Annotated in this window: 12 protein-coding genes; 9 read left to right on the top strand and 3 right to left on the bottom strand. The window is 69.4% G+C overall.

Annotated elements, in window-relative coordinates; genetic code table 11:
* Window positions 1-46: 46 nt before the first annotated feature.
* The 4 genes from I4J89_RS34655 to I4J89_RS34640 all read left to right on the top strand — a co-directional run bounded on the left by I4J89_RS34655 (window position 47) and on the right by I4J89_RS34640 (window position 4,075).
* On the top strand, window positions 47-370 hold the full coding sequence (locus I4J89_RS34655; protein WP_196418366.1) for an ArsR/SmtB family transcription factor: 324 nt from the start codon (window positions 47-49) through the stop codon (window positions 368-370).
* Window positions 371-469: 99 nt separating this feature from the next.
* Window positions 470-1,498 (top strand): S66 peptidase family protein, encoded by a 1,029-nt coding sequence (locus I4J89_RS34650; RefSeq protein WP_196418365.1) that lies wholly within the window; start codon window positions 470-472, stop codon window positions 1,496-1,498.
* 148 nt (window positions 1,499-1,646) lie between these two features.
* Window positions 1,647-3,320, top strand: coding sequence for a serine/threonine-protein kinase (locus I4J89_RS34645; protein WP_196418364.1), 1,674 nt, complete (start codon window positions 1,647-1,649; stop codon window positions 3,318-3,320).
* Window positions 3,321-3,373: 53 nt separating this feature from the next.
* Complete coding sequence (locus tag I4J89_RS34640; RefSeq protein ID WP_309238591.1) at window positions 3,374-4,075, top strand: hypothetical protein; 702 nt, start codon at window positions 3,374-3,376, stop codon at window positions 4,073-4,075.
* A gap of 25 nt (window positions 4,076-4,100) precedes the next feature.
* Here I4J89_RS34640 and I4J89_RS34635 read toward each other — a convergent pair whose 3' ends face one another.
* Complete coding sequence (locus I4J89_RS34635) at window positions 4,101-5,711, bottom strand: cellulase family glycosylhydrolase (RefSeq protein WP_196418363.1); 1,611 nt, start codon at window positions 5,709-5,711, stop codon at window positions 4,101-4,103.
* A 165-nt stretch (window positions 5,712-5,876) separates the two neighbouring features.
* On the bottom strand, window positions 5,877-6,995 hold the full coding sequence (locus I4J89_RS51690) for a carboxypeptidase-like regulatory domain-containing protein (protein ID WP_196418362.1): 1,119 nt from the start codon (window positions 6,993-6,995) through the stop codon (window positions 5,877-5,879).
* A gap of 121 nt (window positions 6,996-7,116) precedes the next feature.
* Here I4J89_RS51690 and I4J89_RS34625 point away from each other — a divergent pair, with 121 nt between their 5' ends.
* Window positions 7,117-7,578, top strand: coding sequence for a hypothetical protein (locus I4J89_RS34625; protein WP_196418361.1), 462 nt, complete (start codon window positions 7,117-7,119; stop codon window positions 7,576-7,578).
* A 13-nt stretch (window positions 7,579-7,591) separates the two neighbouring features.
* Here I4J89_RS34625 and I4J89_RS34620 read toward each other — a convergent pair whose 3' ends face one another.
* Window positions 7,592-8,194, bottom strand: a complete 603-nt coding sequence (locus I4J89_RS34620; protein ID WP_196418360.1) for a hypothetical protein — start codon at window positions 8,192-8,194, stop codon at window positions 7,592-7,594.
* A 171-nt stretch (window positions 8,195-8,365) separates the two neighbouring features.
* On the opposite strand from I4J89_RS34620, the gene I4J89_RS34615 reads away from it, so the two are divergent.
* From I4J89_RS34615 to I4J89_RS34600, 4 genes are read left to right on the top strand one after another with little or no spacing between them, the layout of a single operon-like run.
* A complete protein-coding gene (locus I4J89_RS34615; RefSeq protein WP_196418359.1) occupies window positions 8,366-9,397 on the top strand; it encodes a LacI family DNA-binding transcriptional regulator in 1,032 nt (343 codons plus the stop codon).
* 39 nt (window positions 9,398-9,436) lie between these two features.
* On the top strand, window positions 9,437-10,696 hold the full coding sequence (locus I4J89_RS34610; protein ID WP_309238590.1) for an ABC transporter substrate-binding protein: 1,260 nt from the start codon (window positions 9,437-9,439) through the stop codon (window positions 10,694-10,696).
* A 32-nt stretch (window positions 10,697-10,728) separates the two neighbouring features.
* Complete coding sequence (locus tag I4J89_RS34605; protein ID WP_196418357.1) at window positions 10,729-11,571, top strand: carbohydrate ABC transporter permease; 843 nt, start codon at window positions 10,729-10,731, stop codon at window positions 11,569-11,571.
* A gap of 1 nt (window position 11,572) precedes the next feature.
* Window positions 11,573-12,403, top strand: a complete 831-nt coding sequence (locus tag I4J89_RS34600) for a carbohydrate ABC transporter permease (protein ID WP_196418356.1) — start codon at window positions 11,573-11,575, stop codon at window positions 12,401-12,403.

Genomic DNA, 12,403 nt, shown 5'->3' with positions numbered 1-12,403 from the left:
CTTCGGGAAATGACGAAATGAAGGTCGTGGAGGAGACTGATATCCGATGACCACACCCACCGGCCTCCACGGAGCCGCTCAGGACTTCCTCAAGGCGCTCGCCAGCGAGACCCGGCAGCAGATCATGATGTTGTTCGCCGATGGCCGGGAGCTCACCGTCGGTGAGGTCGCCAACGCCTGCGGGCTCGGTCACTCCACGGCCAGCGAACAACTCGCCCTTCTGCGCCGCGGCGGACTGGTCACGTCGGCGCGCGACGGAAAACTCGTCCGCTACCGCGCCGATCCGGCCAGCATTGGTGCTCGGCTTGCGGACCTACAGGGATACCTCGCCTGCTGTTGCCCGCCGCCTGCCGAAAGCCGGGAGACGTAGCGCTGCGGCGGATCGGCAACGGGGCGAAGTGGATCCGATCCCGGCCAGCCGGTCGGAAATGCGTGGCGTGTTTGTGGCGCGTGTGCGGATACTGCGCCGGTGACCGGTTCTGCATCGCCTCAGCTGCTTCGGCCTCGTGCGCTGAGGCCCGGCGATCTCGTCGTCATCGCTTCGCTGTCCGGGCCGCTGCCTGCGATCTACGAGCGCAACGTTGAGCAGACGGTGGTGGTGCTCGAGCGGATGGGATTCCGTGTGCGTCGGGCGCCGCTGCTGGAAGTGGGGCGGCATCGTTGGTGGAGCGCGGCGGCGCCGGCGGAGATTGCCGCGGAGTTCAACGGTCTTCTTCGTGATCCTGAGGTTCGTGCGATTGTCGCGAGTGACGGCGGCCAGACGGCGTTCGGCTACCTCGACTTGATCGCCTTCGAGGCGGTCAAGGCCGACCCGAAGCCGATCCTTGGCTATAGCGACATCTCCCTGCTGCATCTGGTGCTCTACGCACGCACGGGCCTGGTCGGGTTCCATGCCGACATGGCCGTGCCTGGCTTCGGCGGGCACTGGCAGGCCGCGCCGGCGACGCGCCAGGCGGAACTCGAGAAGCTTTACTCACGGTTGCTGACCGATACCGAGGCGATTGGTCCGTTACCTGCGAGCTCGTCGTGGGAGTGCTGGCGTGCCGGGCGTGTCGAAGGCCGGCTGATCGGCGGGGTGATCAATCGCATCGCGCTGGTGCAGGCGACGCGCTTCGCGGTGCCGCTCGAGTGGTTCGACGGTGCGGTGTTGTTCTGGGAGGAGATCGGCGGCCTGGCGTCGCACGTGTGGACCTATCTGCAGGTGATGCGGCACTGCGGCATCCTCGATCGGATTTCCGGCATGGTCGTGGGCGTTCCGCGCGACATCGCCGGACTCGACTCGCCCGAGGCGTCCCCGACGCTGTCCGAGATCGTCCTTGACGTACTCGGCGACCGTGACATCCCGGTGCTGGGTAACGTCGACTTCGGGCATGCCGGGCCGAATCTTCCGATGCCGGTCGGCCTCCGTGTCGGCCTTGATGCGCAGCAGCGGACGTTGTCGCTGCTCGAACCGGCAGTGCGGCCGTACGCGACGACACCCTTACCGTATCTGGTCTAATCCGGACGCATGCGGCGCCCAAGCCTTCGGGGGTCGCCCAACTGGTCGGCGAAAGCAGCCGTTGCGCGGATCCCCGGTAGTTCTTCCGTGACCAGAATGATCGGCGCGGCGGAGGCAGACATCCGCCCTTGGATGGTGGAGTGCTCGAATGAGCGGCTGGCAGCTGTCCGGCTACACGCCTGTTCGTCCGCTCGGCGCCGGCGCGTCGGGCAGCGTCGTGCTCGCTACCCACGACCCGACCGGCACCCCGGTCGCGATCAAGTATCTGGTGCGCGGCCTCGGGGACGACGCTTCGTTCCGGGCCGCCTTCCGGAAAGAGGCGCAGCTGCTCGGGGAGATCGACGACCCGCACGTCTCCCGGCTGTACGAGTATGTCGAGTCCGCTGACGGCGCGGCGATCGTGATGGAGCTGGTCAACGGGGTGTCGCTGCGGCAGATGCTGCGCGAGCACGGACCGACCACTCCCGAGTCGGCGCTCTGCGTGCTGAAGGGCTCGCTCGCCGGGCTGGGCGCGGCGCACGCTCACGGCGTCGTGCACCGGGACTACAAGCCGGAGAACGTGCTGGTGACGGGGGAGGGGCTGAGCAAGCTCGCGGACTTCGGCATCGCCGCGCCGGTCGGTCAGGGCGCTGACACCGTCGTCTCCGGTACGCCTCGTTACATGGCGCCCGAGCAGTGGATGGGCGCGCCGGCGACGCCCGCCTGCGACATCTACGCCGCCACTGCCACCTTCTTCGAGTGCCTCACCGGCAAGCCGCCGTACGACGCACCGAACCTGTTCGCGCTGCACGAGCAGCACGTCAACGCGCCCATCCCGACGGATCCGGCGCCGGTGCCGGTGCACGACCTGCTTCGGTACGGCATGGCGAAACGGCCCGCCGACCGGCCCCAGCACGCCCTCGCCTTCCTCGACATGCTGGAGCGGGTGGCCGGCTCGGCGTACGGGCCGGACTGGGAGGACAGCGGGCTGCGCGAGCTGGCGCGCCGGGCCGCCCTGCTCGCCGCGCTGTGGCCGTTTCCGGACGGCAGCGCGGGCGCCACCAGCCTCGCCGCGACGACGGTCGGCAGCACCACGCCCGGCGGCTTCCGTCGTGGGCGCAAGGCCGCGCTGGCCGGCGGCGCCCTCGTCGCGGCGCTGCTGATCGGCGGAGTGGGATACCGCTACGCCGCCGCCGACGACGAATACCCGGCCCTGGCGGGAGGCCAAGCGAGCCCGGCCGCCGCGGATCCGGCGGTGACCGGACCGTCCAGTGCGGTCCCTGCGGCCGCCTCGGCGGCGCCGGCGGCGCCATCGACCTCTGAGGGCTCGGTGACGCAGACCGCGACGACCAGCCCGACGGTGCCGGCGGGTCCAGGCACCACACCCAGTCAGTCCCCGCCCGGCTCGCCCACCGGCGTGCCGACGCCCACCACCACCACCAAGCCTGCGCCGAGCCCGGCGACCAGTACCTCCCCGACGCCTCGGCCCGACACCACCGCCCCCACGGTCGGCACCGTCCGAGCGAACCCGTCGGCGCTGGAGGCGGAGAACTGCCAGTACGGCAACCGTACGAGCACCGTCGCGGCCACCGTCACCGACGACCGGAGCGACCCGGCCGCGCTGAAGGTCAGCTTCCGCTACACCCTGGGCGGCACCACCTCGACCGTCGCGATGAAATCGGCCGGCAGGGGCGTCTTTCAGGGGACGCTCGGCCCGCTGCCGACGCCGAAGACGACCACCCGAATTCCGGTCTCCGTCGTTGCCGTCGATGCCGCCGGCAACTCGGCCCGGTCGGCGTCACCGGCGTACGTGACCCTCGACAACACCTGCACCCCCGGTTAGGAGCACGCCGTGCTTGCTGCGCAGAGGCATGTGTCGACGCGGGGACGGCTGGCGTGACCCGGCCGGAGGAACCCAACGACGGCCGGCCGATGCCGCCCGCCGATCCGTGGGCGACCATCGACCGCCCCGTGCCCACCGTGTACTTCGGCGACTCGGACACGACCGTCAACGTTCGCCCGTCCGACCGGACCGTGCACCTGCCCGGATCGGAGCCGACTGCACACGTACCCCAAAGTGCTCCGACCGTGCGTGCCGAGGCCGAGTTGCGCTTCGGGCCCGGTGTGCCGGTGGCCCCGGTGCCCACTCCCGGCTGGCCGGCCGGCGCAGCGGCCGGGCGCCGGCGCCCGCTGTGGCGCCGGCTGGTGTCGGTGCTGTCCAGCCTGCTGACCCTCGCGCTGGTCGTGGTGGTCGGGCTCTACCTGTGGCAGCGACTCCGGCCCATCGAGGTGGAGAGTGTGGCGGTGGCCGTGCCCCAGCCTGCCGGAAACCGCTGCGATGTCACCGTCGACGTGGTCGCCACCGTGCACACCAACGGCCGGAGCGGCGTGATCCGCTACCAGTGGTTCCGGTCGGACGCGGCGCCGGGTGCCGTGCTCACCGAGCAGGTCGGCAGCGGCCAGCGCACCGCCACCCTCACCCTCAAATGGACGTTCAGCGGCGTCGGCACGACCACCGAGACCGCCACCGTCAACATCCTCGCGCCGTCACCGATCCCGGCCGGTACGAAAGTCGCCTACCGCTGCGGGGGCCGCTGAAGCGGCCCCGGCCCGTCGTGGTGGGTCAGTTGCAGGTGGTGCCGTTGAGTTTGAAGCCGGTGGGTGCGGCGGCGTTGCCGGTGTGGTTGGCCTGGTAACCGATGGTGGCCGAGCCTCCCGGCGGGAGGGAGCCGTTGTAGCTGGCGTTTGTCGCGGTCACCGTGCCGCTGGCGGGGGAGTAGCTGGCGCTCCAGCCGGAGACGATGCTCTGCCCGGCGGGCAGCGTGAAGGCCAGGGTCCAGCCGTTGATGGCGGTGGTGCCGGTGTTGGTGATGGCGATGCTGTTGGTCAGGCCGGTGTTCCACGCGTTGACCGCGCTGGTGACCCGGCAGGTGCCAGTGCCGGAGCTGCTCGACGGAGAGCTCGACGGGGATGCGGACGGAGATACGGAGGGCGAACTGGACGGGGAGGCAGACGGCGAGCTGGACGGCAGGCTGCCGCCGACGGCGCTCATGATGGCGTCGATGATGCCCTGCTGGGTCACCGTGACGGAGCTGCGGTTGAACAGGCCGAAGCCGTGCTGCCCGTTGTAGCCGTTGTCCCAGTAGGCGGTGGCGGCTCCGTACTTCTTGGCGGTGGCCACCAGGGTGCGTGCGTAGTCCGCGCGGTACCTGTTGTTGGACGAGTCGTACGCCGTCTTGTCGATCGAGCCGTACTCACCGACGAAGACCGGATATCCGCGCGCGACGAAGGTGTCGCGCATCTTCTTCAACTGCCCGTCCATGAAGTCTTCCTGGCCCCAGACCGACTTCTTCGCCGGGTTGGTCGCGCCCGCGCCCCACTGCGTGATGGTGCCGTCCTCCTGGCCGGCGAAGTCCCACGGGTCGTAGTAGTGCACCGAGATCATCAGCCGTTGTTCGCCGGCCGGGATGGTGGAGGCCCGGTACTGGTCGGTCGGGATGACGAAGCCGCTGCCGACGGTGTGGTCGATGTTGGTGTTCCAACCGGGCACCAGCAGCCAGCGGGAGGCGTTGGTTCCGCCGGTACGGCGTACGGTGTCCACGAAGATCTGGTTGTACGCGTTGATGTTCGAATAGCACGGCTGGGTCGGGTTGCCGTACTGCCCGTCGAAGTTCTCGTTCATGGACTCGAAGATCAGGTGCTCGTTGTAGCTCTGGAACCGGGTCGCCACCTGCTGCCAGACCTTCTGGTACTTCTCCCGGATCGCGGTCTGCGAGGCCGCGTCACAGATCAGCCAGGAACCGGAGACGCTCTTGTACCCGTCGCCGTGCATGTTGATCAGCACATACAGACCCCGGCTGTACGCGTAGTCGACGACCTCCTGGATCCTGTTCAGCCACGCCGCGTTGACGGTGTAGTCCGGGCCGGCCCCGATGTGTCCCAGATAGGAGACCGGGATCCGGATCGTCTTGAATCCGGAGGCCCGTACCCGGTCGATCAACGCCTGCGTCACGACCGGGTTACCCCAGGCCGTCTCGCTGGGGATGCCATTGATGTTGGCCTCGAGTGTGTTGCCCAGGTTCCAGCCGGCACCCATGTCGGCGACCAGCTGAGGACCGTTCAGCTGAGCCACCACGTCGGCCGATGCCGACCGCGTCACGCCGTACACGGCTCCGGCGAAGGCCATGGTGGCGGCAAGTATTGCGAGCCCGGCCGTCCTTACTCTCGAACTCATCGGTGTTCCCTCTCTCGGTGCTCAAGCGCTGAACCGGCCGAGCTCGCGCTCGGGCCCGCGGATCAGGTTGATCGAGCGTGGGGAGAGCCGGCCGGGGGGGAAAGGTAGCTTATGGGAGCGCTCCCACTATTGTAAATCATCGATGTCTTGTTGCCTTCGCCTCAGCTAACGGGTAGGTCCGGCGAAACCGCCGCCATGGTCGTAGCCGTGCTGCTGGTTGCCGCCCTGTGCGGCCGCACCATATGGGCCGGAGAATCCACCGGCCGGCGGCACGGTGCGCAGTACGGCGGTCGGGGAATCGGCCATACCGGCTCCGGGCGCACCCGCCGGCGAGTTCGAGTTCGGTGCGTTCCTCCTGCGGATCAGCACCAGTACGAGCGCGCCCAGACCCGCGGCCACCAGTAGCCCACCCAGGATGATCCACAGCGGCGAGCTCTCACCATCGTCGCTGACCTCCTTGAGGGCGGCCGGCGGCGCCGCCCCGGCGGAGCCCTCCTCGGTCGCGGGCTCTTCGGTCGCCGCGGGACGGCTCGCCTCGGCGGAGGGCGACGGCGGTGTCCGGGACGGCGTGGCCACCGCCGCCATAGTCAGCCGCACGGTCGCGGCGCTGCCGGCGGCACCCTGCACGGTCGCGCGAGCGGTGCGATAGCCGTCCTTTCGTACGTCGACCGTGATGAGGCCTACGGCGATCGGCTTGCCGGCACTCGACTTGATCGCGAACCTGCCGGCTCGGCCGCTGGTCGTACGGTAGTCGTGCCCGGCGCTGTCCCGGACGGTCAAGGTCGCGCCACCGATCGGCTTCCCGTCGGTGTCGCGGACCCGGCCGGAGACCTGACTCACCGCGGATGACGGCTGTGATGGCGGCTGTTCAGCGCCGTGCACGTAGATCATTTTGTGATCGAACGCTGTCTGCGTGCCGATCCGGACGGAGACCGCGAGGTTGCGGCCGCTCACCTCGTTCTTGTTCACCTTGGGCGCGACAACCGTGGCATCGAAGGTCTCGCTCTGGCCGGGTCCGATGGCCGGGGACGCGGAACACCCGGCGGTGCATTGAAGGCCGCCGGAGACGGCCACGAAGATCGTTTCTCTCCCGCTCTCGTTGTTCGTGGCACGGAACCGTACGCGTACCGACTCGCCGGACCGCACGTTTTCCGAGGACACACTCACGATGCGGATGCCCGGAGGGGCGGCCATCACAGGTGCTGCGGGAACCGCGAGGATCGCCCCGGCCAGTGCCGTCACCGCGGCCGATCGGACCAGTCGGGCACGTAAGCGCGTCGTCACGTCCAACTACCTCATTCCAGAGCGGCAACGCCGGTCGATCACACCGCGGGCCACTATGCCCTGTCGTGGATGGGCCGCGCGACGCGGGGCGGCAGTAGAAGACGGCTGTTACTTTCTGCTGGTGCGAAACTTGGCAAGGGCCGCCGGGGCCTTATTGCTGCTGGTCGGGGGCCTTGCCGTGGTGGGTCTCCGAGCGGAGTGGCAGCGGGACCGGCTCGAGGACTGCGAGCAGCGCGGCGCTCGGCTGGAAGGGCTGGCGTTGCTGAGCCGGTGGCCGGCGGGCCTTCAGCCGTCCGAGTCCTACGCCGGATGCGACGTGGACCGCGTTGTCGCGTACGCGGGAAGGCAGTCCCACGGCGCCACCGGGCAGGGCGAGGTGGTCGAGTACTTCCGGGGCGCGATGGAGCAGGACGGGTGGCAGGTCGCCCCGCGAGTCCCGCCTGCCGGAGACAACGCGGCGATACTCTGCGCCAGTACTGACATCGAGGGAGTCAAGGCGTACCTCAATCTGTCGGTCGCCACCGCCGGGACCTATGACCTGCACATCGCCGACGCGCTCGACTCCGGAGCCCGCTGCCGGTGAGCGACGACAGGCGTTACCTCGCGTCGTAGGCCAGGACCCGGGGTGTCTCGACCCGGTCGGGTCCGGTCAGGAGGGCCAGCTCGTCGTCCGCCGACAGCGGCACGGCGGTGACGGCGGTGACGATCTCGTGCACTCCGGCGGCCGACGTGGCGAGATGGACCACGGCGTACTTGCCGGCGGTGTGGTGCCAGAGCACCAGGGTGCGTACCAGGCCGGACACTTGCTCGAGCGCCGGTTTGATCCGTTTCTGCCAGCGCCGGCGTGCGGCGTCGACGCGGGCCGGGCTCCATGGCCCGTCGAAGTACCCGACGAGGGCGGCCGCGGGAGGCTGGGTGACGGCCTGGCCGGGCGCGTCCTCCTCGACCTCGTAGATGTCGTCGACCAGCAGGGTGACCGGTCGTGGCCCGGCTGCGGCGCGCGACCGTTCGGAGGCCAGCTCGGCGTCGTCGCGGGTTCGCCAGAGGGTCAGCAGGGAGCCGGCCTGGTCGTCGGTTTCGAGCAGGACGAGTCCGGCGTATCCGGGATGCGCGGAGATGATTTCGGTCAGCCGGCGGATGAGCTTGTCCGGGTCGTCGGTGTCGGGTCGCGATGCGGTGGTCTGCAGTCGGGCGTACATGGTCTCCACCTCCGGTTGTCGGTACACCGATGGTCGGACTTGCCCGGCGGCGGCGCCTCAGTGCTGGTACGCAGATCCGGTACGCAGGCGGTCAGTGCCCCGGGTTGTGCGACCGTCTAAACCGGTCTAGGTTCGCGTTCAAACCGGTTTAGTAGCGCCGGGAGGTCGACGATGACCAGGCCGGAACGCCCGACGATCCGTGATGTCGCACGCGTCGCCGGGGTGTCCAAGGGTGCGGTGTCGTTCGCGCTCAACGGGCGGCCGGGCATCGCCGAGGGCACCCGGCAGCGGATCCTGGACGCCGCCCGCAGCCTCGGCTGGACGCCCAGCCACCAGGCCCGGGCGCTGTCGGTCTCCCGCGCGTTCGCCGTCGGGCTGGTTCTCGCCCGCCCGCCGGAGCTGCTCGGCGCCGACCCGTTCTTTCCGGCCTTCATCGCCGGCGTCGAGCGGACCCTGTCCGAGCGGGGGCAGGCCCTGGTGCTGCAGGTGGTGCCGGACGCCCGCGCGGAGCAGGACGGCTACCGGCGGCTGGCCGGCGCCGGCCGGGTGGACGGTGTCTTCCTGCTCGACCTGCGCGTCGCCGACCCGCGGATCGCGCTGCTGCGGGAGCTGGGGATGCCGGCGGTCACGATCGCGCGTCCCGACGTGCCCAGCGACTTCCCGGCACTGCTGGTCGACGACCGGCCGGGCATCACCGCCGCGGTACGCCACCTGGTCGAGCTCGGGCACCGCCGGATCGCGCACGTCGCCGGCCCGGCCCATTTCCTGCACGGCTCGGTACGGCGTCGAGCGTGGGAGCAGGCGCTCACCGATGCCGGCCTGCCCGCCTCCACCGTGGTGGAGTCCGACTTCTCGGCGGCCGGTGGGGCGCAGGCCACCCGGGTGCTCCTGGAAGCCGGCGAGCGTCCGACGGCGATCGTCTACGCCAACGACCTGATGGCCATCGCCGGGCTGTCCGTGGCGGTGGAGCACGGCATCGCCGTCCCGGCCCAGCTCTCGGTCACCGGTTTCGACAACACCGAGCTGGCCGGGTACGTCTCCCCGCCGCTCACCAGCGTCCGCACCGACCCGTACCACTGGGGCCGGTCGGCCGCCGAGGCTCTGCTCGCCCTGATCGACGGCGAGACCGTCGACGACGTCGCGGTTCCGGCCGCTCAGCTCGTCGTCCGGGCCTCCACCGCACCCCCACCTCCCACCGTCTGAATCGGAGGAGAAATGAAACGCACGCTCCCGGCAGTCCTCGTGTCTCTCACTCTCGTTCTTGCCGCCGGCTGTGACGGCAGCGGTGGCGGCGGCGACGCCGAGAAGGCCAACGCCGCCACCGGCCCGATCACCATCTGGCTCTCCAACAACCAGGACGAACTCGGCTGGGGCAAGGCCATGGTCGAGGCGTGGAACGCGCAGCACGCCGATCAGGCGATCACCGCGCAGGAGATCCCGGCCGGCAAGAGCTCGGAGGAGGTGATCGGCGCGGCGATCACCGCCGGCAACGCCCCATGCCTGATCTTCAACACCGCACCGGCCGCGGTGCCGCAGTTCCAGAAGCAGGGTGGCCTGGTCGCGCTCGATGAGTTCGAGGGTGGCGCGCAGTACGTCACCGAGCGCACCGGCGACGCCGCAGAGCAGTACAAGTCGTCGGACGGCAAGTTCTACCAGATGCCGTGGAAGTCCAACCCGGTGATGATCTTCTACAACAAGGACCTGTTCGCCAAGGCGGGGCTCGACGCGGAGAAGCCGGCGCTGGCCACGTACGACGAGTTCCTGACCGCCGCGCGCAAGATCAAGTCGTCGGGCGCCGCGCCGGCCGCGATCTACCCGTCGCCGGCCGCGGACTTCTTCCAGTCCTGGTTCGACTTCTACCCGCTGTTCGCCGCCGAGACCGGCAAACAGCTGGTCGAGGACAACAAAGCGCAGTTCAACACCCCGGAGGGCGAGCGGGTCGCGGCGTTCTGGAAGACCCTGTACGACGAGGGCCTGGCACCGAAGGAGCCGTACAACGGCGACTCGTTCGCCGACGAGAAGGCGGCCATGGCGATCGTCGGCCCGTGGGCGATCGCGGTCTACGGGGACAAGGTGAAGTGGGGCGCGGTGCCGGTGCCCACCTCGGCGGGCAAGCCGGCCGACCAGATCACCACGTTCAGCGACGCGAAGAACGTGGCGATGTACAGCGCCTGCCAGAACCGGGCCACCGCCTGGGAGGTGCTGAAGTTCGCCACCAGCAAGGAGCAGGACGGTGAGCTGCTCACCAAGACCGGACAGATGCCGTTGCGCACCGATCTGGCGGCCGCGTACCCGGACTACTTCGCGAAGAACCCCGCCTACAGCCAGTTCGCCGAGATGGCCGGCCGGACCGTGGAGGTGCCGAACGTACCGAACTCGGTGGCGATCTGGCAGGCGTTCCGCGACGCGTACACGGCCTCGGTGATTTTCGGCAAGCAGCCGGTTCCGGACGCCTTCAACGCCGCCGCGCAGAAGGTTGACCAGCTGGCCAGCGGCTCGTGAAAAGGGCGGTTCTCGGCCGCCACCCGGTTGGCATGGTCCTGGCCGCACCGTACGCCGTGTACCTCGCCGTGATCTTCGCCTACCCGTTCGGGTTCGCGATCTGGATGAGCTTCCACGACTACTTCTTCGCCGCGCCCGGCGCGATCATCGAGCACCCGTTCATCGGCCTGGACAACTACCGGGCCGTTCTGACCGACCCCGGGGTCCGCCAGGCGTTCGGCAACATCGGAGTCTTCCTGGTCATCAACGTGCCGCTGACCACCGCCCTGGCGCTGCTGCTGGCCGTCGCCCTGAACCGGGCCGTGCACGCCCGCACGTTCCTGGGGGTCGCCTTCTACGTCCCGTACGTGACGGCCAGCGTCGCCGTCGTCGGTGTCTGGCTGTTCCTGTTCAACGCCAACGGCATGGTCAACACCGTGCTCGGCCCGCTCGCGCCGGACCCGTCCTGGCTGGTCAACGAGAACCTCGCGATGCCGGTGATCGCGCTGTTCGTGACCTGGAAACAGCTCGGTTTCTTCATCCTGCTCTACCTCGCGGCCCTGCAGAACGTGTCCAAGGAGCTGTACGAGTCGGCCTCGGTCGACGGCGCCGGCGCGTGGAACCGGTTCTGGTCGGTGACCGTACCCGCGGTCCGCCCGGCCACCGCCCTCGTGGTGATCATCGCGCTGATCACCGGCGCCAACCTGTTCACCGAGCCCTACCTGCTCACCGGCAACGGCGGCCCGAACGGCGAATCCGCCTCCCCGGTGCTGGTCATGTACCAGCGCGGCCTGCAACAGGGCGAACCCGACTTCGCCGCGGCCCTCGGCGTGCTGCTGGTCATCGGCGTGCTGATCGTCGCCTACATCAACCGCCGGCTCATCGAGAGGGACTGACATGCCGCGATGGCCCACGGTGCTGCGCTACGTCGTGCTGTTCGCCGGCGCGCTGGCGTTCCTGTTCCCGTTCTACTACATGCTGATCGGCTCGTTGCAGACCGAGCCGGACACCTCGGTGGCCGGCGCGTTCCCGTCCGGCGGGCTGACCCTGGACAACTACGCCGACATCAACTCGCGGGTCGACCTGCTCGGCTCGCTGGTCAACTCGGGGATCTTCACCGGCGGCGTGCTGCTCGGCACGGTCGTGTTCGGGGTGCTGGCCGGCTACGCCCTGGCCCGGCTGCGGTTTCGCGGCGGCGGCACCCTGTTCGTGCTGGTCCTGCTGGTCCAGGTGATCCCGTTCCAGCTGCTGCTGATCCCGCTGTATGTGCTGATCGTGCGCGGCTACGGCCTGGCCGACTCGTACCTCGGCATGATCCTGCCGTTCGCGATCAACACGACGGCGGTGTTCGTCTTCCGCCAGTTCTTCCTGCAACTGCCCGACGACCTGTTCGCGGCGGCCCGCCTGGACGGCGCCGGTGAGGTGCGCATCCTCTGGTCGGTGGCGTTGCCGCTGGTCCGGCCGGCCCTGCTGACCGCGGTGCTGCTGACCTTCATCGGGCCGTGGAACGAGTTCCTCTGGCCGTTCCTGATCACCAAACAGGCCGACATGCAGCCGCTCGCGGTGTCGCTGGCCAACTACATGAGCAATGTGGCGTCGCGGGCCGCCAACCCGTTCGGCGCGATCCTCGCCGGGGCGTGCGTGCTGGCCGCGCCGGCGGTCGCGCTGTTCATCGCCTTCCAGCGGTACTTCGTCTCCAGCGATCTCGGTTCGGGGGTGAAAGGCTGA

Origin of the sequence: Actinoplanes aureus, assembly GCF_015704865.1 — a bacterium.
In the GTDB taxonomy this organism is placed as follows: Bacteria; Actinomycetota; Actinomycetes; order Mycobacteriales; family Micromonosporaceae; genus Actinoplanes; species Actinoplanes aureus.
The sequence above is the reverse complement of the archived record's forward strand: the minus strand, read 5'-3'. Positions and strand labels throughout refer to the sequence as shown.